The sequence below is a fragment of the Kitasatospora sp. NPDC048286 genome (genome assembly GCF_043201735.1).
Classification (GTDB): Bacteria; Actinomycetota; Actinomycetes; order Streptomycetales; family Streptomycetaceae; genus Kitasatospora.
In genome coordinates this window covers 243,033-264,299 of the sequence record NZ_JBICZE010000007.1, presented here as the reverse complement: position 1 = coordinate 264,299, position 21,267 = coordinate 243,033, and the positions used below count along the sequence as shown (strand labels likewise).

At 72.9% G+C, this 21,267-nt stretch carries 13 protein-coding genes; 7 read left to right on the top strand and 6 right to left on the bottom strand.

Translation table 11 applies throughout. From position 1 onward, the window contains the following. Window positions 1–38: 38 nt before the first annotated feature. Together ACGF13_RS19395 and ACGF13_RS19390 are read right to left on the bottom strand one after the other, a co-directional pair. Complete coding sequence (locus ACGF13_RS19395; protein ID WP_392876410.1) at window positions 39–7,733, bottom strand: hypothetical protein; 7,695 nt, start codon at window positions 7,731–7,733, stop codon at window positions 39–41. Between the two features lie 71 nt (window positions 7,734–7,804). Further along, the gene (locus ACGF13_RS19390) at window positions 7,805–8,608 is read right to left on the bottom strand and encodes a hypothetical protein (RefSeq protein ID WP_392876407.1); all 804 of its coding nucleotides are present in this window, start codon (window positions 8,606–8,608) and stop codon (window positions 7,805–7,807) included. 259 nt (window positions 8,609–8,867) lie between these two features. Here ACGF13_RS19390 and ACGF13_RS19385 point away from each other — a divergent pair, with 259 nt between their 5' ends. Together ACGF13_RS19385 and ACGF13_RS19380 are read left to right on the top strand one after the other, a co-directional pair. Further along, window positions 8,868–9,173 (top strand): hypothetical protein, encoded by a 306-nt coding sequence (locus ACGF13_RS19385; RefSeq protein ID WP_392876404.1) that lies wholly within the window; start codon window positions 8,868–8,870, stop codon window positions 9,171–9,173. 186 nt (window positions 9,174–9,359) lie between these two features. Beyond that, window positions 9,360–12,065 (top strand): glycosyl hydrolase, encoded by a 2,706-nt coding sequence (locus ACGF13_RS19380; RefSeq protein WP_392876402.1) that lies wholly within the window; start codon window positions 9,360–9,362, stop codon window positions 12,063–12,065. A gap of 100 nt (window positions 12,066–12,165) precedes the next feature. On the opposite strand, the gene ACGF13_RS19375 is transcribed toward ACGF13_RS19380, so the two are convergent. Next, window positions 12,166–12,573: an ArsR/SmtB family transcription factor gene (locus tag ACGF13_RS19375; protein WP_392876399.1), complete on the bottom strand. Its 408-nt coding sequence runs from the start codon at window positions 12,571–12,573 to the stop codon at window positions 12,166–12,168. Between the two features lie 104 nt (window positions 12,574–12,677). On the opposite strand from ACGF13_RS19375, the gene ACGF13_RS19370 reads away from it, so the two are divergent. The 4 genes from ACGF13_RS19370 (at window position 12,678) to ACGF13_RS19355 (ending at window position 18,095) form a co-directional block, all read left to right on the top strand. Then, window positions 12,678–14,657, top strand: a complete 1,980-nt coding sequence (locus tag ACGF13_RS19370; protein WP_392876396.1) for a heavy metal translocating P-type ATPase — start codon at window positions 12,678–12,680, stop codon at window positions 14,655–14,657. A gap of 197 nt (window positions 14,658–14,854) precedes the next feature. After that, window positions 14,855–15,982, top strand: a complete 1,128-nt coding sequence (locus tag ACGF13_RS19365) for a hypothetical protein (protein ID WP_392876394.1) — start codon at window positions 14,855–14,857, stop codon at window positions 15,980–15,982. Between the two features lie 196 nt (window positions 15,983–16,178). Beyond that, window positions 16,179–16,979 carry a GNAT family N-acetyltransferase gene (locus tag ACGF13_RS19360; RefSeq protein ID WP_392876391.1) on the top strand — a complete coding sequence of 267 codons (801 nt, stop codon included), beginning with the start codon at window positions 16,179–16,181 and terminating at the stop codon, window positions 16,977–16,979. Window positions 16,980–17,114: 135 nt separating this feature from the next. Further along, window positions 17,115–18,095, top strand: coding sequence for an endonuclease/exonuclease/phosphatase family protein (locus tag ACGF13_RS19355; RefSeq protein ID WP_392876388.1), 981 nt, complete (start codon window positions 17,115–17,117; stop codon window positions 18,093–18,095). Between the two features lie 162 nt (window positions 18,096–18,257). Here ACGF13_RS19355 and ACGF13_RS19350 read toward each other — a convergent pair whose 3' ends face one another. Beyond that, entirely contained in the window at window positions 18,258–18,446 is a 189-nt protein-coding gene (locus ACGF13_RS19350; protein WP_392876385.1) for a hypothetical protein, read from the bottom strand. Between the two features lie 364 nt (window positions 18,447–18,810). Between ACGF13_RS19350 and ACGF13_RS19345 the strand changes: the two genes are divergently transcribed. After that, a complete protein-coding gene (locus ACGF13_RS19345) occupies window positions 18,811–19,566 on the top strand; it encodes a S1 family peptidase (protein ID WP_392876383.1) in 756 nt (251 codons plus the stop codon). 149 nt (window positions 19,567–19,715) lie between these two features. Here the strand turns inward: ACGF13_RS19345 and ACGF13_RS19340 are convergent, their stop codons facing one another. Both ACGF13_RS19340 and ACGF13_RS19335 read right to left on the bottom strand, forming a co-directional pair. Then, window positions 19,716–20,210: a PH domain-containing protein gene (locus tag ACGF13_RS19340; protein ID WP_392876380.1), complete on the bottom strand. Its 495-nt coding sequence runs from the start codon at window positions 20,208–20,210 to the stop codon at window positions 19,716–19,718. A 146-nt stretch (window positions 20,211–20,356) separates the two neighbouring features. Next, window positions 20,357–21,235 carry an alpha/beta fold hydrolase gene (locus ACGF13_RS19335; RefSeq protein ID WP_392876377.1) on the bottom strand — a complete coding sequence of 293 codons (879 nt, stop codon included), beginning with the start codon at window positions 21,233–21,235 and terminating at the stop codon, window positions 20,357–20,359. Window positions 21,236–21,267 lie beyond the last annotated feature (32 nt).

The following is a 21,267-nucleotide window of genomic DNA, read 5'->3' as shown; positions in this document are numbered from 1 at the left end:
GACGGTGCCGACCCGGCCGGGGTTCGGCCGGTCGGCCGTCACGGGTTGTTGAACACCCGATAGGCGTCCTCCGCGCTCACCTTGCCCTTCCCGACCAGCAACGCGGCCAGCCTGACGGCGAGTTGCTCCACCGCGTAAGGGCTCTGCTCCAGGAGCTGCCAGTCTCCCGTCACCACGTAGCCGTCGTGCGCCTCGTCCCAGCCCAGGTCCAGAATGACGTCCCCGACGTTCCCGGACCCCGGGACCCGGTCGATGAAGGCACCGTCGCACACCGCCATCATGCGGTAGCCGTCCCCGGGGTAGGCGCAGGCGACGTCGGCCTTCCGGGCCGCGCTGATCAGGGACTCCACCTGCTGGTCGCCCACCGCCGCCCGCGCCAGACGCACGGCGAGGTCGAACAGCGAGGCGGAGGCCGGCGCCGAGCCGATGATCGCCCACCCTGAGGTCTGCGGCTCGTCCGTGTGGTAGGCCGCGATGAGCCGCTCGGCCGAGATCTGCTCGTGTACGGCCGCGAAGGGCACGGTCGCGCCGTCGAGTGTGCAGCTTCCGCCGGGCGGAGCGCCCAGGCACGCGGCGGTGTACGGCCCGGAGCCGGCGGGGTCGGAGGTGGTCGCGTTCTGGCCGATGCCGCCGAAGACGGCCTGGAAGTCGTCCGCCAGGGCCGGATCCTGTACCCAGAGGTGGTACGCGAGCAGTGTGAACAGCGACAACGGCCTGGCCAGGTCCGGCGGAACGACGCCGACCGTCACGGTGTCGGACCACGCGCCGACGTGCGGCGTCCGGACCCGGACCCTGACCTGGTAGGGATCGTCGTGGGTCGGGGCGAAGAAGTCCTTCGACGGGTACTGGTCGCTGTCGTCGCTCAGCTCGACGTCCCCGTTCCTGAGCAGTTGGACCTCGTACGTCCGGGCGTCCTCCACACGGTCCCAGGAGAGGCGGACCACGCCGGGAATGACGGTGGACTTCACGGTGGGCGGCGGTACGGGCTGGGGCGGCACCGGCACGGCCGCCGAGGGCTCGGCCGCGATGCCGTCGACCAGGACGGCCACGGTCACCGTCCACGGGGTGTGCGGGACGAGCCCGTCCGTGCCGGCCACCGTGCTGGTAGCCGGGCCCTGGGTGTCGGTGACGGCCCGGTGGCCCGCCTGGTCGGTGACGGTGACGCGGTAGCCGGAGGCGCCGGCGGCCTGCCAGGCGACCTCCAGCTGGCCGTCCGCGTTCCAGGTCGGTGTCACGCCGGTGGGCGGCTCGGCGGCGGCGATGCGCAGCGGCGGGCTGGACGGCCCCGAGGACAGGTCGATCACCACAGTGACCTCGAACCGCAGCACGACGCCGGCGGTCGGCGGCCGCACGGCGAAACTCGTCGTGGTGGCCGCCGGGTGCTGTCCCTGGGGGTGGAGCGTGTCGCTGGTGGTGTTCCCGCTGGGCTCCTCCGTCATGTCGACCTGGTACCCGGCGTCCGCCAGGGGAGAGGCGGCCCAGGTGACGGTGGCCCGCCCGTCGGCGTACCGGGCCTCCGTGAGTGTCACGGCTCCGGGGTACCTGGTGGTGGCCTCCACCCACGCGCTGGTGTCGCCGTCCTGCTTGCACCGGACGCGCAGCGTGCACTCCTGGCCGTCGGGGAGCGGCTGGGGGAGTGTGAAGGCGTACGCCTGGTCGTCGACGGTGAGCGGTCCGGCCAGGTGGCCGTCACCGGCGCTGAGGGTCAGCTCGTAGGAGCTCTTGCCGCCCTGGGGGTCTTCGGCGCCTTGCCAGGAGGCGTCGAGCCGCGTCCCGGAGAATTCCAGCTTCGGGGAGCCGGGGGCCGGGAGGGCCCGGAAGGTCCGGGTGACGGGCTGGCACCACGGCCCGGTGTCGCGGCCCACCCGGGCGCGCACCCGGACGCCGTACTCGGTGCCGTCGACCAGGTGGCCGCCGCCGGACGGGACGAGCGTGACGGGCGGCGCCGCGACGGCGTCGGCGGTGGCGACCGGCTGGTCCGGGGTGGCCGTAGCGAAGAGGCGGATGTCATAGCTGACGGCACCCGCGGACGCGTCGGCGGCGAGCGGCTTCCAGCCGACGACGATCCGACCGGCGTCGACGGTCCAGGGCGGCACGGTAGGCGGCTGGATCGTCGGCACGGTGAAGTCCTGCCCGGCCCAGGCGCTGTCGCCGCCCTCCGTGTGGACGCGGACCTGGACCCGGTACCGCGTGCCGGGCGTGAAGGTCCCGCTCCGGGGGCCGAGAGCCGCCTGCCGGACCGATCCCTCGGTGTCGCAGGAGGCGACGACGGTGGAGTCCTTGAGCACCTGGGCCTGGTAGTGGGTGGCGCCCTCGCCGCCGTTCCACCGCACGTGGACGCGGTCGTCCTCGTACCAGACCTCCTGGATGACGGGTGTCGGCTTGTCGATGATGTCGCGGGTGCCCGGTTTGCCCGGGTCCGCGGGGATCGTTCCGGCCCGCTCGACCCGGACGGTGGCGGCGTACTGGCCCGTGACGGGGGCGGTCACCGGCTGGACCGCGGTGTACGGCGCCGCCGTGACGGTCTGCTCCCGGCCGAGCTGTTTGCCGGCGGGGTCGGTGAAGCGCACGTGGTAGCTGTCCGCTGCCGCGCCGGTCCACTGCGCCCGGAGCTGCGCCTTGGTGTCCTCCCACGTCAGGTCCGGTGCGGGGGAGACCGGTTTGTCGATGGTCAGCTGCGCCCACTCGCTGGTCTTGCCGCCGCGCCGGGAGCGGACCCGGTAGGTGTACGTGCCGGGGGCGAGCGTGGCGGCATCGACGGCCACGCTCCTGGTGATGACGTTGTCGACCGTGTTTGAGGCGAGCGTCTGGCCCGAGGGGCGGACGACCTCGACCTCGTAGCCGGTCGCATAGGGGGCGGTGTCCCAGCAGGCGGTGAGCTGTCCCTTGTCGTAGGTGAGCGAGGTCATCGTGGGCCGTCCGGGAGTGGGGTCGGAACCGCCGTGGCTGCCGTCGTTGTTGCCCTGTTTCTTCTTGTGGTCGCTCGAGTTCAGGATCGATTTGGCGATCGCCGCTGCGGCCGCCGCCGCGGCGCCGGCACCGCCGATGCCGCCGTCCGCGCCGGACGCCGCGTCGGCCCCGGCGTTGCCCGCGGCGGGTGCGTCGCTGTTCGCCAGGCCCCGGCAGACCAGGCCCGCCAGGTAGGCGGCGGCCTTCTTCCCGAAGACGAAGGCCGCGATCAGGGCGATCTTGCCGGTGTCCTGGAGCAGTTTCTTCACGTAGTCCCGGGCGCCGTCCGCCAGGCCCTTGCCCAGCACGGCGGGCAGGTCCGACCAGGTGGTGTCGGCCGGCACGTCGACGGTCAGTGAGGGCAGGTCCTGCGAGAAGAAGGGCTTCTCGGCGTCCTTGAGGCTCAGGGAGAAGGTGGGCGACATCGCGAAGCGCAGCTTCCCGGCGTCGGACAGCGACACCTTGGGCCGGAGCGCGAGGTTCTCGGTGTACGCGTTCTGGACGGCGATGTCGGCGAGCTTGCCGCAGCCCGAGCCGCCGCCGGACGAGTCCGCGATCTGTTGGATCTTCTTGAGCAGGTCGATGACCTTCCCCGACCAGTCGAACTCCGGCCAGTCGATGGCGAGTTCGGCCTTCCGGGGGGAGGGGTGGGTGGTGTAGGTGAAGCCGCAGCCCAGGGTGCCGAAGGGGGGCAGTTCCTTGCGGGCCGTCAGGGTGCCGGTGAAGCGCCGCCCGCCGTCCGGTTGCGGGGCGGCCGAGACCTCGACGGTGGTGAAGGCGGCCTGGAGGAAGTTGACGCCGGTGCTGAGGACGAACTTCTTCGCCCCGCCGTCCTTCGCTCCGCCGTCCTTCGCCCCGCCGTCCTTCGCTCCGCCGTCCTTCGCTCCGCCGTCCTTCGCTCCGCCGTCCCTGGTGAGGCTCAGCTCCGGGCCGCCGGTGTAGCGGCCGTTCTCCACGGTGGTGCCGGCGAGTTCCACGACGGCGAGGTCGACGGGCTTCTCCAGCGCGAGGGTGCCCGTGATCCCGGTGGTCCGGCCGTTCTCGCGGCGGAAGGAGAGCAGCCCGCGGACGTCGACCTGGACGTCGAGGGTGAGCCGGATCCGGGCGTCGAGGTGGAACTGGTCGAGGTACGGGGTGGTGGCGCCGCCGAACTTCTCCAGGGTCTTGCCCGGGTCCTTCTTCGCGTCGTAGTAGTAGACCGTCGAGCCCTTGCGGACCGTCAGCTCGACGAAGTCCGAGGGCCAGGTGCTCGCGTCGCCGGTGAGGCACTGCGCGAGGAAGGACCCGATGGACACGTCGGCGTCCAGCGTCGCGAGCAGCAGCGCCGGGTGCCCGTCGGCCAGGGCCAGCGCGGCGGTGGCCGCCAGCCGCTGGTCCGGTTTCCCGCTCCCCGGCGCCGGTCCGATCCTCGCCGAGCCCTGCACCGTGAACTGCGAGTGTCTCGGCTGCGCCGGCTGCCCGTCCTTGGCCGGGACGGCCCAGGTGCAGTCCACCGACAGCGCCAGCCCGGACACGACGAGGCCGGGCAGGCCGAACGGCTGGTCCAGCTCCTGGGTGGACGGTGTCGCCTTCGAGGTGAGTTTCTGCGTGTCGGCGTACAGCGTCAGGTCGAAGGCGTACTCGGTGTCGAAGAGCTTCAGCCGGGCCGGGCCGACCAGGGTGAAGGCGCGGTGCTGGTTGGGCTGGAAGGTCAGCCGGACACCGGAGGTGCCCGTGGCCTGGCCGAGGGTCAGGGTGTCCAGGACGGTGATGCACGGCAGGTCCGCGGTGAACGTCGTCCGCGTCGGCGCCTTCCGGTCGACCACGGCGGTGACGGTGACGGCGGGCGCCTTTCCGTCACTGGTGAGGTCCACCAGGTGGGTGAGGACGGGGGAGGAGCCGAGGGCGGTCCGGGCGGCCAGGTACACGCCCTTGGTGAGTGGCAGGGCGGTGTCGGGGAGGTCCTTCAGCGGGGGAGCGGCCTTCGAATCGAGCTTCTGCAGCAGGGTGTCGGTGGTGTCGGCGAGGCCCTTCAGGTCCCCGCTTCCCAGGTCGCAGACCACCAGCCGGACGTCGTCGCACCGGAGCACGTCGTCGAGCCCGGACAGGGCCGGGCTCAGCGCGCTGAGGCGGAAGTCCTGACCGAGGCGGGCCGCCGCGGCGTAGACCCAGGTGCTGTCCTGCGCCGACCGCCGGGCGCAGTACAGCAGGGCGTCGGCGGCCAGGGCCGGGCCGAACGACGCCCGTCCGAAGAGGAGGAACAGCGGGCGGCTCGGATCGAGGTACAGCGAGGCTGCCGCGCTGAGCTCCAGCTTCTTCATCCCGCTCGGGACGACCTGCGCCCAGGTGCTGTCCTGGGTGGGCTTCGTCACCGCGTCCGCGGTCGTGTCCAGGGCCAGTGGCTGCTGCGGGCCGTACTGCGCGGTGCCGGTGAACTCCCAGGTGCCGCCGGCCTCCTTCGGCCTGTGCGCCGTCATCAGGACGGCCAGGCCGCCCAGGGTGAGACTCCCTCGGACCGTGCCGGTGATCCCGTCGGCCTTCACCGGGTACGGCATGCTCAGCTCGGCCCACACGTCGTCCAGGGACAGCGATCCGGGCACGATCGTCCACAGTTCGGCGGTGCCGACGGTGAGGCCGATCCGGTCGACGGCGCCGTGGTCGCCGCCGAAGCCGACGGACACGTCCGCCACGTCGATCCCCTTGGACAGCGGCAGTTCGGCGGGCAGGGCGGACTTGGCCTCGTCCGGGGAGAGCCAGGAGTCGAGCTTGTCGAAGCCGGGGACGTGGACGGGCAGGGCCTGCGCGGCGTGCAGCAGCCAGTGGTGCTGTTCGTCCCGCTCCACGCGGACGTCGACCGACTGGCCCGCCAGGGTGAGCACTCCGGACAGCTCGCCGGTGGCGGTGCCGGCGCCGTCGTCACGGCGCAGGTCGACCGCCCCGGTGAGGTCCTGGACGGTGACCGCCTTGTCGACGACGGTCCACTCCTTCTGCTGGGCGAACCGCAAGCCGAGCCGTCGCACGGCCGGCGGTGACGGTGCGACCGCCACGAGGAGGTCGAAGACCTCCAGACCGCCGACCGAGCCGACACCGGGTGGCAGGGAGGCCTGGGAGCCGGTGAGAAGACCGAAGACGTCCTGGGCCGACGGGAGCGTGACCTGCGTGCCCGGTTGCAGCCGGAGCGTCCAGAGTGCGTCCTTGCCGACGGGGACCACCATCGTCACGGCCAGTTTCGGCTGCTGCGTCGCGCCGAGGCCGAGCGCGCCGGACAGCAGGCCCATGGCCCGCCAGGTGCCCGCGGTCTTCTCCAGCCGTACGTCGGCGGTCCAGCCCGACAGGGTCAGCACCTTGTCGATCACGGACCACGGCGTGGTCTGGGCGAGGGTGAAGGAGACCGCGCACAGGGTCCAGTCGGCCGGGTCCAGGTCGAGGCCCGCGCGCGACAGCGCGAGCGGCTGCTTCGTGTCGTACAGGGAGCCCGGCAGCAGAGCCGTGACCGAGGCCGTGGCCAGGCCGGTGAGCCCGGCCAGCGTGTCCAGCGACGGCAGTTGCCGGGCCGGGTCCGTCGGCTCGATGTGCCAGCAGCCCCAGGCGCCGGCCGAGGCGCGCATGGCGAGATCGGCCGATCCCAGGCGCACGGTGCCGAGCACCGACACCGTCCAGCTCGTGACGACGGTGGTGCCCACGGTCGTGCGGGTGGCAGCGGCTTCCAGGGCGACGCCGGAGAAGGCGATGCCGTCGGTCGCCTGCCAGGCCACGCCGGACCCGCACCCGATGCGCACACCGGTCACCGTGGGGCCCTTGCCGTCCGGGGCGAACGTGAGGGTGCAGGCGTCGATCCGCGACCCGGTCAGGGCGAGGAGTTTCGCGGGGACGCGGGGTTCGATCTGCTCGCCGCAGCCGGTCACCGCGAGCGCCTCCTTGACGGTGGCGGGCCAGCTCGCCGCGGTGAGCGTCAGGGTCCGGGTGCTCGGGGTGCCCTGCGGCGGGGCGAGGCTCGCGCTGCGCCGGCCGCCCTCGAAGTCCACGGTTCCCACGACCGCCGCCTCCGCCTCGCAGCTGCCGGCCGTAGCCGACGGCCGGCAGGTCAGGGTGAGGCGGCCGTCCTGGAGGGACAGATCGGCCTGCCCGGGGCGGCGAACCTGGAAGGCCGCGAAGGACCTGTCGGCCGGCCAGGTGAACGACGGGACCTGGCCCGCGGCGACCGACAGCGGGCCGCCGACCCGGACCTCCGTGCTGCCGGCCGGCGGGGACTTCCGTGCCACGGGCACCAGGTCGGGGCCGACGGTGACGGCCCCCTGGAAGTGCAGGCCGGCCTTGAGCGCGAAGAACACGCCGTCGGACGCCGGCTGTTCGTGGTCGGTGAGGACGAAGAGGGGGTCGTACAGCGGCAGGGTCTCCAACGGGGTGCCGTGCAGGGCGGGATAGGTGTGGCTCAGCTTCCAGTGCTCGCCGGGGACGGTCCGCCAGTCCACCCGCAGCTTGCCGCCGGAGACGGTGAACGTCACCGTGGTGGCGCCGCTCTCGCTCGCCAGGACGGCGGAGCGGCCCTTGAGGGTGAGCGTGCCCGCCTTGGTGTCGAGCACCGGGTCGGTGTCCGAGCCGACCACCGGGCCGTCCCCCAGGTGCTGGTCGAGGAACCGCAACACCACGTCGGGGCTGCCCGGCACCCCGGCCGGCAGCGTGGTGCTGTTCAGCGGGTACTGCCGGTCGGAGGTGCCGCCGCCCTCCTGGACCAGGCGGTCCCGCAGGGCCGTCAGGATCTCGGCGTCCGTCGCCCCGGACGTCGGCTGGTCCTGGTCGCTCATGGCAGAAGTCCTCTCGGTGATGTGTGCTGATCGGTCGGGGAGGGAGAAGGGCCGGGGGCTTCGTTTCGGTCCTATGTTCTGGCCTTGTGGAGATCATTGAGGAATCTGCACGCGAGGCGTGTCTTGATGAAATCCCTGCGCTTGTATTTATGGGTTCTGCTGGTGACCTTCAGCGAACCTCGCGCTACCTGTTGTTCGGTGTCGTAGGCTTTGTCCTCCACAGTGTTCTCGAACTCTTCCAGCATCTTGAGATCCTGCGTGCCGGTGACGTGCCCCTTGAAAATTCCCCAGACGTCCTCCAGATTGGGTGAAGCCCTCATCTGGTAGTGATCGGCGGCACTCGATGTCAGCGTCCAGTCCGGATCGTCGTAAATGAGGCGCGCTTGTTCTCCGTCCTTGAATCTGACAGGGTTTTCATTCACGGCGATATTGTGATATTCCCACATCGATTGACTGCCGTGAGCCGGGTCGAGGACGTACTTCTGGCAGACCTGCCGAATGTGCCCGATCTCATGGACGAGCACCTGCTTCCTGGTGAACCCCCCGGTCGGTTCCTCCGAGATGAGAATCAGGTCGTGGTCGGGAAAGTAGGCCCCGCCTCGACTCTGCTCGAGCTGGGAATCCGCGCGGGTGTCGTTCGAGCAGGGAGGCCGCGGGATCACGGTGCAGACGCTTTTGCCGCCGAAGTCCCCGTCGACGTGGTAGAGGTACTTCCTGTCATAATCCCTGAAAAGCTTGTCGGCCGGGTAGTCCGCAGGTGCCAGGACCACCCTGACTTCCCGATCGATCCCGAAGAACTTCCTCGTCTCCTCGATCAGGGCGACGTCCTCATCCGGAAAGCGGTCGTCATCCTGCTGTCCCGAATCGTTCGTCATGGACTCTTCCTCGATCCGCAGTCTCGGCGTACACGCACGACCAGCACTATGGCCCCAGCCGTCCCGCAGAGCGCCGTGCCGCGCCTGCGAGTGCGGCCATCCGGGTGAATCACGAGTATTCGGCGGATCGGATGGTCCGCCTTGGGCAGGCCTCTCCCGGGGCGGCCGAAATGGCGCGTGAAAACCGAATATCGCCACTCCCCGGTCGGGCGGGCTCGTCGAGTGGCGGATCGAAGTACGGCACTTCCGGAGGGTGGTCATGGGCGTTCAGCGCGGGGCACGAGTGAAGGGCCTACGGCGGATCCCCGCGACCCCCCACGCCTGGCCCCTGATCGGCCACCTGGTGCCGCCGGCGCGGGACCCGCTGGACCTGCCGGCCCGCCACCCCGAGATCGAGCGGAGGCTGCACCGCGAGGTCGACACCGTCCTGCGCGCACGCCCCGCCACGTACGCCGACCTGCCCCGCCTGGAACACCTGCCCGGCCAGGGGAAGCTCCGCCCCGTTCTGGGAGCGTCGTTCGGACCGGGCGACCTCCGGATGCGGGCAAAGCCCCGGCAGGGGTGACGGAGGAGCGGTTCCCGGTCGGCGCGCCGCCATTCGGTGAATGCAACAGCGTTCAACAGTAACGCTTTTAACAAGTCGTTACGGTCGCCGCCCTTCCTCGGCGACGGCAGACCCGCAAGGCTTCGCTCTGTTTCCGCCGGAACGCGCGACCGCGCCGCCGGCGCCGTACGGGGAGGACCCACCATCGTGCCCACGAGGCAACACCGGCGGCTGCTGCTGCCCGCCGTCACCCTGACCGTGCTCGGGCTGACCACCACCCAGGCCCTCGCCGCGCCCTCCGCCGAGCCCGGGCCGCGTCCGCACCAGGCCCGGCACCAGGCCGAGATCGGGCAGAAGCACGCGAAGAAGGTCCGGGCCCAGGCGGCTGCCGCCGGCCCGTCGTTCAACGCCAGGTCCGAGGCTCCCGGGGAGGACGGGGGCGACGAGGCGGAGAACTCCGCCGAGGGCACCGCGCAGTACACCGAGGCCCGCACCGCCCCCGGCGTGGTCGCGCCGGGCGCCTACGGTGCGGCCTGGGCGCAGCTGCAGTCGATGCCGCACACCGGCGGCAACTGGGACCACGTCACCGACAAGCCGTACGACTCCGACGACCCGCGCTACCGGGACGTCAACTCCAACTCCAGCGGCGGATCCGGGTACGTGACCGGCCGGATCACCGGGATCGCGGCCGACGCCGACGGCTACGTGTACGCGGGCGGCGCCAACGGCGGCGTGTTCCGCTCCCGCACCGGCGGCGGCCAGTGGCAGTCCATCTCGGACAAGCTCCCGTCCCTCTCGACGGGCACCCTGAACCTGGACGGTGGCGGCCGGCTCTGGTACGCCACCGGCGAGTCCAACACCGGCGCGACCTCGTACGTCGGCACCGGCGTGTACGTGCTCGCGGACCCGAAGCGCGGCGAGTTCCAGCCCGGCATGCGGGTCGGCGGCGCCGAGCTGGAGTCCACCATCATCCACGCGCTGCGCTTCGGCGGCGGCAAGGTGTGGGCGGCCACCAGCCGGGGCGTGTGGAGCCACTCCACGACGGACCTCTCGGGCCCGTGGGTGCTGGAGTTCGCCCCCAACCCCGAGTACCTGCCCGGCGGTTCGAAGGCCGGCGACCCGGCCGCGCCGTACAAGAACATCGCCAACGACATCGCGATCGACCCCAGGGACCCGGGCAAGGTCGTGCTGGCGGTCGGCTGGCGCGGCGGTGACACCTACAACGGCTTCTACAGCAAGGCCGCGGACGGAAGCTGGCAGCGCGTCGGTTCGCTCGGCGACCTGCCGACCGACGCCGCGAACGTCGGCAACGTGACCTTCGCCGCCTCCGCGGACGGCTCCCGCTACTACGCCATCGACCAGTCGCCCGAGGTCGCGGCGACCGACCCCGACACCGGTCTCAAGGGCATCTACGTCTCCAAGTCCGGCTCCCCGTTCGGGCCGTGGACCCAGATCGCGGACAAGGAGAAGCTCAGGAACTCGGGCTCCGCGCTGCAGGACGAGGGCTACCAGCCCGGCATCCAGGCCTGGTACAACCAGTCCCTGCAGGTCGACCCGGCCGACCCGGACCACGTCTACGCGGGCCTGGAGGAGGTCCTGGAGACCAAGAACGGCGGCTCCACCTGGACCGTCCCGGGCCCGTACTGGAACTTCGGCTTCCCGTGCTGGAGCATCGACCCGGCCAAGCAGAGCGGTGACTGCTCGCAGACCACCCACTCCGACCAGCACGCCGTCGCCTTCGGCGCGTACAAGGGCAAGTCCAGCGTGTACGTCGGCAACGACGGCGGGATCTACAGCCGCCCGGTCAACGGCGCGGCCGACGCGTCCGGCCACGCCACGGACTGGAAGTCCCTGGCCGACGGCACCATGGACACCCTGCAGTACTACTCGGTCGGCGTCGGCAAGGACCCGGCGGACCGCTCCGGGCGGGGCGTGATCGTCAGCGGCGGCATGCAGGACAACGGTGAGTCGATCCTGCGCGCCCACGACAAGGTGATGGGCTCCAACTTCGGCGGCGACGGCGCCGACACCATCGTCGACCCGAACAACGGCTGCAACATCGCCGAGGAGTACGTCTACCTCGACATCTGGGTCACCCAGAACTGCGCCGTCAACGACGGCAGTTGGAAGACCGACCCGGCCAAGGCCACCTCGTACGAGGTCGCCCCGCCGGACAAGGAAACCGGCGAGGCCCGCTTCATCGCGCCGATCACCGCCGACCCGAAGAACGTCGACACCTGGATCGCCGGCGGCCGGCACGTCTGGGTGCAGCACAAGGGCTACGCGATCCGCAGCGGCAGCGAGTGGACCAGCGCCTACGACCTGGGCGCCGGCCACGTCGCCACCGCGGTGGCGACCGTGAACGGCACCGTGTACGCGGGCTGGTGCGGCCCGTGCAACAACGTCGGCTTCAGCCGCGGCATCGCGGTGGGCAAGACCGACGGCACCGGCTGGCACCAGCTCGACCTGCCGGTCGACGGCACCCTGCCCAACCGCTACATCTCCTCCTTCGCGGTGGACGAGAACGACGCCCAGCACGTCTTCGTCGCCTTCAACGGGTTCTCGCGCACCTGGACCGAGGGCCCCGGCGCCGGTGTCGGCCACCTCTTCGAGACCCGCGACGGCGGCGCCAACTGGACCGACGTCTCGGCCAACCTGCCCGACGTCCCCGCCACCTCGGTCAGGATCCTGCCCAACGGCGGCCTCGCCCTCGGCAGCGACCTCGCCGCCTTCTACCGCGCACCGGGCACCACCGATTGGCGGGTCCTCGGCCGCAATCTGCCCACCACCGCGGTGCAGCAGCTGAAGACCGGCCCCGACGGCAAGCTCTACGCCGCCACCTTCGGCCGTGGCATCTGGTCCTTCGACCTGCGCCGCCTCGGCCACGGCCGCTACGACGAGACGGACGGCTGACCGACCGCACCCTCCCCGTCCGCCGCTGCCCGGTCCGCTCCCCACGAGCGGGCCGGGCAGCGGCGTTCGCGCACGGCGGAGGCGGGTGAGCGGGGGTCGGTCAGGAGGTGGGTCGGGCCGCCGTGCCGTCCACGAGGTCCGTGTCCTCGGCACCGGCGGCGTCGCTGAGCCCGAGGCGCAGGTGCTCGGTGTGGTAGACGGCTTGGTCGAGGAGTTCGGCGACGTGGTTGTCGTACAGGGCGTACACCACCGAGCGGCCCTGCCGGGTGCCGACGACCAGGCCGAGGTTGCGCAGCAGTCGCAGCTGGTGGGAGCAGGCGGACTGCTCCATGCCGACGGCGTGGGCGAGTTCGGTGGCCGCGCAGGGCCCTTCGCGCAGGCGGGCGAGGATCAGCAGCCGGGACGGGGTGGCCAGGGCTTGCAGGGTGGTCGCCACCCGCACGGCGTTGTCCGCGTCCAGGCGGGTGCGCGGGACGGCGTTGTTCGCGGGAGCGGCTCCATGACCCATGCGCCAATACTACAGACGACACATGAAGAGGTGTTCATGTATTCCTGTATTGTGGATCGGGTCGTCACTCCTGCCCGTGGCCTGTGCGAAGGGTCCTGCCTGCCATGTCCTCCACCCTGATCGAGCGCTCCGCCCCCGAGGCGGCCGCCGCGTCCGTCGGCGCCGCCCCCCGTCGGCGGACGCGGATCCTCTCGCTGCCCGAGGCCCGGTGGGCCCTCGCCGCGACGCTGCTGTTCCTGACCGCGCTGCCGTTGCAACTGACCGGCGCCCCGGCCTGGGCCTGGGGCCCGCTGTACGCGCTCGCCTACGCCACCGGCGGCTGGGAGCCGGCCTGGGCCGGGCTGCAGGCGCTGCGCGAGAAGACGCTCGACGTCGACCTGCTGATGATCGTCGCCGCGCTCGGCGCCGCCGCCGTCGGCCAGGTGATGGACGGTGCCCTGCTGATCGTCATCTTCGCCACCTCCGGCGCGCTGGAGGCCGTCGCCACCGCCCGCACCGCCGACTCGGTGCGCGGCCTGCTCGACCTCGCCCCGGCGACGGCGACCCGGCTGGCGGACGGGGGCACCGAGGAGACCGTCCCGACCGGGCAGCTGGCCGTGGGCGACACCGTGCTGGTGCGGCCCGGTGAACGGATCGGCGCCGACGGGCGGGTCCTGGACGGCGCGAGCGAGGTCGACCAGGCCACCATCACCGGCGAGCCGCTTCCCGTCGCCAAGGAGACGGGCGACGAGGTGTTCGCCGGCACCCTGAACGGCACCGGCGCGCTGCGGATCAAGGTCGAGCGGGACGCCTCCGACTCGGTGATCGCCCGGATCGTGAAGATGGTCGAGGAGGCCTCCGAGACCAAGGCACCCACCCAGCTGTTCATCGAGAAGGTCGAGCAGCGCTACTCGATCGGCATGGTGATCGCGACCCTGGCCGTCTTCGCGGTCCCGCTGGCCTTCGGCGCCGCGTTCACCGGCTCGCTGCTGCGGGCGATGACCTTCATGATCGTCGCCTCCCCGTGCGCCGTGGTGCTCGCCACCATGCCGCCGCTGCTGTCCGCGATCGCCAACGCCGGCCGGCACGGCGTGCTCGTCAAGTCCGCCGTCGTCATGGAGCGGCTCGGCGAGGTCGACGCCGTCGCCCTGGACAAGACCGGCACCCTCACCGAGGGCACGCCCCGCGTCACCGACATCCGCCCCCTGGCCGACGCCGGACTGACGGAGGAGGAACTGCTGGCACTGGCGGCGGCCGCCGAGCACCCCAGCGAGCACCCGCTCGCCCGCGCCGTCGTCGACGCCGCCCGCACCCGCGGCCTGGCCCTGGCGTCGGCCGAGGACTTCGCCTCCGCCCCCGGCATCGGCGTCACCGCCACCGTCGCCGGCCGCGCCGTCGCGGTCGGCGCCCCGGCCCGGCTCGGCAACAGTGCCGACGACGCCGTCTCCGCCCTCGTCGCCGAACTGGAAGACGGCGGCCGCACCGCGGTCCTGGTCGAGGCCGACGGCGTCCCGGTCGGCGTGCTCGGCCTCGCCGACCGGCTGCGCCCGGACGCCGCCGCCACCGTCACCGCGCTCACCGCCCTGACGGGTACGGCGCCGATGCTGGTCACCGGCGACAACCCGCGCGCCGCCGCCCGCCTGGCCACCGAGGTCGGCATCACCGACGTGCGCGCCGGGCTGCTGCCCCAGGACAAGGTCGCCGCCGTCCGGGAGCGGGAGACGGCCGGACGGAAGGTGATGGTCATCGGCGACGGCGTCAACGACGCCCCCGCGCTGGCCGCCGCCCACACCGGCATCGCCATGGGCCGGGCCGGCTCCGATCTCGCCCTGGAGACCGCCGACGCGGTCATCGTGCGCGACGAACTCGCCACCGTCCCCGCCGTCGTCGGCCTCTCCCGCCGCGCCCGCGCCCTCGTGGTGCAGAACCTGGTGATCGCCTCGGTGTTCATCACCGGCCTGGTGGTCTGGGACCTGGTCGCGACCCTCCCGCTGCCGCTCGGCGTCCTCGGCCACGAGGGCTCCACCGTCATCGTCGGCCTCAACGGCCTGCGCCTGCTGCGCGAGGCCGCCTGGACCCGCGCCCGCGCCGAAGGCCGCCGGTGAGCCCGCGCGGCCTTCGGGCCGGCGCACCGACCCGCGAACGTCACGGCGTCAGCCGCCACCCAGCGTGACCGGCATTTGGCCGATGCCGCCGGGCGGTGGAGGCGGCGGATGTCTAGCGTGGCGACCCGGGGGGCCACACGGAGCACTTCCGCGGGTCGGGACGACCGGTCCCGTCCGCCTTCCAGAAGGCAGTACACATGAAGCTTCGGGCATGCTCGAGCGCGCTGGTGACCGGCGCGCTCACCCTCGCGCTGACCGCCGCCGCGTCCCCGTCCGGGGACGCCGGCCGGCCGTTCCTTGACCGGCTCAACACCGTGTCCACCGTCGCGTCCACCGTCCCCGAGAACGGCGACGTCAACCCGTACGGCGTGTTCACGATCCAGGAGAGCACCGGCAACCTGCACCGGGGCAACGTCCTGGTCAGCAACTTCAACAACGCGGCGAACCCGCCCGCGGGGGAGCAGGGCCGGGGCACGACGCTGGTCCAGATCACCCCGGACGGGACCAGGACCACGTTCGCCACCATCGACCCGAACAACCTGCCGGGCCCCTGCCCCGGCGGGGTCGGGCTCACCACGGCGCTGACGGTCCTGCCCGGCGGCTGGGTCGTGGTCGGCAGCCTCCCCACCGCCGACGGCACCTCCGACACCGCCCAGGCCGGCTGTCTGCTGGTGCTCGACAAGCACGGCACGGTCCGCGAGACCATCGCCGGGGACGGCATCAACGGGCCGTGGGACATGACCGCCGTCAGCTTCGGCGAGCGGAGCGAGCTGTTCGTGACCAACGTCCTCAACGGGACGGTCGCCGCCGGCGGAGCCCAGGTCGACCAGGGGACCGTCCTGCGGATCACCCTGTGCACCGAGGAGGGCGGCCTGCCGCAGCGGGTGGCCACCACCGAGGTCGGGTCGGGCTTCCCCGAACGGACGGACCCGGCGGCCCTGGTGGTCGGCCCGACCGGCGTCGGCCTCGGCCACGACGGCACGCTGTTCGTCGCCGACACGGTGCTCAGCCGGATCACCGCGATCCCGCACGCGCTGGACCGGCAGGACAGCGCCGGGATCGGGCGGGTCATCACCTCGGGCGGCGCCCTCAACGGCCCGCTGGGGATGGCCCTCACGCCCCGCGGCGACGTCCTGACGGTCAACGGCGGGGACGGCAACATCGTCGAGACCACCCCGGCCGGCCGGCAGGTGGCGGTCAAGCAGATCAACAACGAGGGCAGCCCGCCCGGCGCGGGCGCGCTCTTCGGCCTCGCACTGGACCTCGACCGCGACGCCGTCTACTTCGTCAACAACGCCGACAACGTCCTCGACGTCCTGCACTGAGCGGGAGCCCCCCGGGGGAGCCGGCGCTTCGCCCCCCGTCCCGAAGTCCGTTTCCCACCAAGGGAGTAGGGTCCGTCCCCGTTCGCGGGGGCGGACCCTTGGCACGGCCGGCCACCGCGCCGCGTTCGCCGGGTAGGGTACGTGCCGATCTCGGCAAGTTCCTTGTTCGGCAAACTTCTTGACGCTTGGGGGCGCGGTGACAGACCTCTCGGACTCCATCGAATCGGTCCGGCAACTCGCCGCGGGCTGGCGGACCATGGTGCTCGACCGCGACGCCGGCGCCGACGTGCGGGACCTCCCCGGCATAGCCGTGCGCTGGGCCGACTGCCGGTTCGCGTTCTGGAACTGCGTCACGCTGACCGATGTGGGCGCGGGCGCGGACCTCGTCGGGGAACGGCTGCGGCAGGCCGCGGACATCATGCGCGCCAAGGAACACCCGGGCTTCCTCTGGCTGTTCGAGGACCTGCTCACCGACGAGGCCCGGGCGGCGCTGACGACGGCGGCCGACGAGGCGGGCCTCCAGTACGCCTTCCCGGGGACGGGCATGGCCGGGGACCTCCTGCCCATCCCGGAGCCCGCCCACCCCGAGCTGACCTTCGTCCGGGTGGCGACCGACGAGCACCTGCGGGCCTACGCGGACATCAACTCCCGCGGCTACGGTTTCCCCCTGGAGGACGGCCGTGACGGCCTGCTCGGATCCGTCCTGTGGAAGAAGGACGTCCACGCCTACCTGGCCCTGCGCGACGGCGTCCCGGTCGCCTGCGCCGCCACCGTGGAGACGGACGGCCGCCTCTTCGTCGTCCTGGTCGCCACCGACCCGCAGTGGCAGCGCCGGGGCTACGGCGAGGCGGTCACGCGCAAGGCCCTCCACGAGGGCGCCCGCGCCACCGGGCTGACCCGCGCCACCCTCCACGCGACCGTCGCCGGGGCGCCCGTCTACCCGCGCATCGGGTTCGAGCCGAACTCTCCGATCCGCTTCTACGGCCTGAAGGCCTGACGACCCGAGGGCCCGACGACCCGAGGGCCCGGGCCTCGATCGGTTGTGCGGAACCGGGCCCCGGGCGCGCGCGTCCGTCCTTCGCGACGGCGGCCGATGATCACGGCTGTCGGCCGCCGCCCTGGAAGGAGCACCGTGACGGACGGTAGATCGAAGAGCGCGTCGCCCGCCGGCAGAGGCCGTTGGCGTCGCGCCGCGCTGATCGGGTGCGGGGTGCTGCTGCTGGGCCCGGCCGTGCTCGCCGTGGTGCGGCTGTGCGGGTGGGACGACGGCACGGTGTGGGCCCTGCCGATGGCCGGGCTGCCGTACGCGGCGCTGTTCAGCGTGCTGCTGCTGGCGGTCGTGACGCTGCTGCGCGGGCGGTGGACGGCTGTGGCCGCGGCCGTGCTGATGGCCCTGCAGCTGTGGTGGCTGATACCCCGGCTCGTCCCGGACGGGGCCGACGCGCCCGCCGACACGCCCCGGCTGCGGGTGGCGACCAGCAACAACTTCATGGGGCAGGTCTCCCCGAAGTCCCTGGTCGACCTGGTGCGCGAGCAGCGGATCGACGTGCTCGCGGTCGAGGAGCAGAGCGACTCCGCCGCCGACGCGCTGGACGCGGCCGGCATTCGCGCCCTGCTGCCGCACCGCGAGCGTCCGGCCGGCACCGACACCGCGCTCTACACGAGGCTGCCCGTCAGCTCCGGCGCCGATCCGGCCTGGCCGACCACCAACCTGACCGTCGACGTCGGCGGCCGCCCGGTGCAGCTGGTCGCCGTGCACACCTACTACCCGCTCGGCGACGCCCGCCGCTGGGCCGAGGGACTGCACGACCTGCGCGCCGCCGCGCCGGGGCGCACCCACAACGCGGTCCTGCTGGGCGACTTCAACGCCACCCTCGACCACAGGCCGATGCGCGACCTGATCGGCACCGGCCTCACCGACACCCACGAGGAGCTCGGCGCGGGCCTCTTCCCGACCTGGCCCCAGGACCACCCGGACTACCGCGTCCCGGCCGTGATCCAGATCGACCACGTCCTGCACGGGTCCGCGCTGACCGCCGTCGACGTCTCCGAGCACGCCCTGCCGCGCAGCGACCACCGCGCCGTGGTCGCCGAACTCGCCGTCCTGCGCTGATCGCCCGGAGGCGGCCCGTGCGCCGATGACGGGCACGGCCGGCCGGCCGTGCCCGTCGTGCCCGTCGTGCCTGTCGTGCCCGTCGCCGGCGTCACCCCGAGCGCCTGGACGACGGCCAGCACCATCAGCAGGACCCAGCAGCGGCACCCACGCCTCATCCGCTCAGGCAAAGGAGTGGGTCAGCGTTCCGGAGTAGGACCCGCCGACGGCGCCGGCGGGCAGGTCGACGGAGATCGTCGGGTCCCAGCTCGCGGTGTTGTCCCCGACGCCGGCACTCCCGGTGACCACCACCTGCGCGGCCCCTGCGCGCAAGCCGGGGCCGACCGCGCTCCGCCACCGGAATGACCGCATGTCAGCCGGATCCACGCCCGGCCCACCTCGCCGTCACCCGCATGCCGTCACCCGCATGCCGCCGCTTCCACGCCGCCGCTCCCACGTCACCGCTCCCACGCCGCCCGTTCCAGGGCCTCCCGCGTCCCGCCACGGCGTTCCAGGAGGCGACAAAAGCGCAGGTCACAGTGGGTTTCACCGTTCCAGCGTCCCGAACCGCCGGGCACGGCTGGCGGGCGGGACGGATCCCGGGACAGTCTGTGGTCCGGCGGCGATCGGCACCGAGCCCGAGGGGCGGGTGGCCGACGCCGTCCGCCCGCCGCCGAACGCGGCCACGGCACCGAACGCCCCGTCACGCACCACCGACCCAGAAGGAATCCCCGCCATGCGCACCTCGAACCGACGCCTGACCGCCACCCTCCTGGCCGCCGTCGGACTGCTGGCCGCCGGGGCCACCCCGGCCGCCGCGGTCCACGGTGGATCGGACACCACGACCAAGGCCCACCCGTTCGTCGTGGCCCTGGAGACCGCCACGGGCGAGCAGTGGTGCACCGGCGCGCTGATCGCGCCGACCAAGGTGCTCACCGCGGGCCACTGCGTCGCCGAGGCGCAGGACCCGGGCTCACTGCGGGTGATCGCCGGGCGGACCGACCTGACCGGCTCCGGCGGCCAGGTCCGCCGGGTGAAGGGCTACCGGGTGGACCCGCGCTACACCGCCGCCCTGGACCACGACTCCGCCGTTCTCACCCTGGACCGTCCGCTGCCGCAGACGCCGGCCCGGGTGGCCCGGGAGGGGGACGCGGCGCTGTACCGGTACGGCCGTACGGCCACGCTGCTGGGCTTCGGGCGCACCGGCTCGGACGGGCCCGGCACGCACCTCAAGCAGGCGCAGCTGACGCTGGCCCCGCCGGCCTCCTGCGACCCGTACACCTCGCCCGGCGACTCGCCGCTGCTCAAGGTCTGCGGTCTGCCGCGGGCCGGTACGACCGACAGCGTCTGCAAGGGGGACTCGGGCGGGCCGCTGGTCGTCGGCGGCGTGGTGATCGGCGTGGTCTCCACCGGCAACAAGTACTGCGACACCCAGCTCCCGCTCTCGGTGTTCACCCGGGCCACCGACGTTCCCGCGCAGCTGCTGTCCTAGCGCCTGTCCAGCCGGTGCCGCATCAGGCGACGGCCTCCTGGGCCCGGTTCGGTCAGGCGCCGCCCGGCCGGTCGCCGGGCGGTGCGGTCGGCTCGTCGTCGGCGCCGGTGCCCAGGCGGCCCGGGTCGCCGCAGGGGGGTCGAGGCGGACTACTCGGTCGTGGCACCGGGCTGGGCCGCGGCCCACGCGGCCCGCAGCTCCGAGAGACGCGACCTGAGTTCCGGGTCGTCGGCGTTCGGAGCGACCAGGCCCGGCAGGACGACCGCCCGCCCCTTGTGCAGGCGTACCTCGAGGAGGCAGTGATCGATGCCGCGGTTGACCTCCGGCGAGAACCCGAACGACCGCACCTGCGGCCAGGTGACCACCCGTGTCCGCAACAGGGTCCGGGTGGTGAGGCCCGCGGTGTGCACGGTGGTACTGCCGCAGAAGGGGCCCACGAAGGAGGCGGCGATGACGTAGGCGACGATCACGCAGGCTGCGAAGAGGGCGGTCACCGCGGGATTCGGGCCCTTGGCCGCCGCGGTGAGGACGAAGGCGAGGGCGCAGGCCAGAGTGGTCGGGAAGAGGACCAGGGTCCTGCGGCCCGTCCGCCGGAACCGGATCGGCGCCTTGAAGTAGTGCTGCCCGTTGCGCCGATCGCCCATGGTGCCCCCGCTCGCTCTGCCGACGAAGGTCATTGTCGTGGAGGCGGTGGGCGGAGGCCAGCCTGTGGCGGGGCGGTGTCGGTGGGGAGGCCGACGAGGGTGCCTCGTACCCGGGGCCAGGAGAGTGGCTTGTGCTCTGTCGGTGGTCAGGGGTGGTGGGTGGGGGAGAGGAAGGTGGCGAGGAGGGGGTTGAGGGCCCGGGCGGCGGCCATGGGGAGGTTGTGGTGGGAGGTGTCGGGGAGGACGGCGACTTCCGCGTGGGGGAGGGTCCGGGCGGTCCGGGCGGCGTGCTGGGGGTCGTGGGCGCGGCTGTGGGTGGCGAGGACGGTGAGGACGGGGGCGGTGAGGGTGCGGAGGCGCTCGGCCGAGGGGCGGGGGCCGGTGACGACGCGGGAGGCGGGGAAGTCGGCGTAGCCGAGGGCGTACAGCTCGCGCCAGGCGGGGTCGAGGGCGGGGGTGCCGCCGGCTTCCCAGTCGAGGTAGGAGCGGGCGCGGGCCGGGGTGCGGCCCGGGAGGAACAGGGGGAGGGCGCGCAGCAGGTAGCCGGGGCGGTAGCTCGTGAGGCACAGGCTGGGGTCGAGCAGGGCGAGCCGGCCGACCCGGGCGGGGGCGTGCAGGGCGTACTCCAGGGCGATCCAGCCGCCGTAGGAGTGGCCGCAGAAGTCGGCCCGGGGGACGCCGAGTTCGTCGAGGACGGCGTCCAGCCAGCCGAGCAGCCCGGGGACGCCGTCGAGGGCGGCGCCGTCGTGGACGCTGCGGCCGGGGTCGCCGATGAGGTCGACGGCGAGGACGCGGTGTCCGGCCTCGGCCCAGGCGCCGGCGTTGGCGAACCACATGGTGGAGGTGGCGCCGCCGCCGTGGAGCAGGACGAGTGGGCGGCCGTCGGCGGGTCCGCAGGCGTTGATCCGGGTGGTGCCGTGGGCGGTGCGGACGTTGAGTGCCTCGACCGGGACGGGCCAGCGGGCGAGCAGGGCGTCGTAGGCGGCGAGGAAGGGGGTGAGGGAGGGGGTGGTGCGGGCGGACATCCGGGCCTCCGCTGGTGTGGTGTGATGGCGGC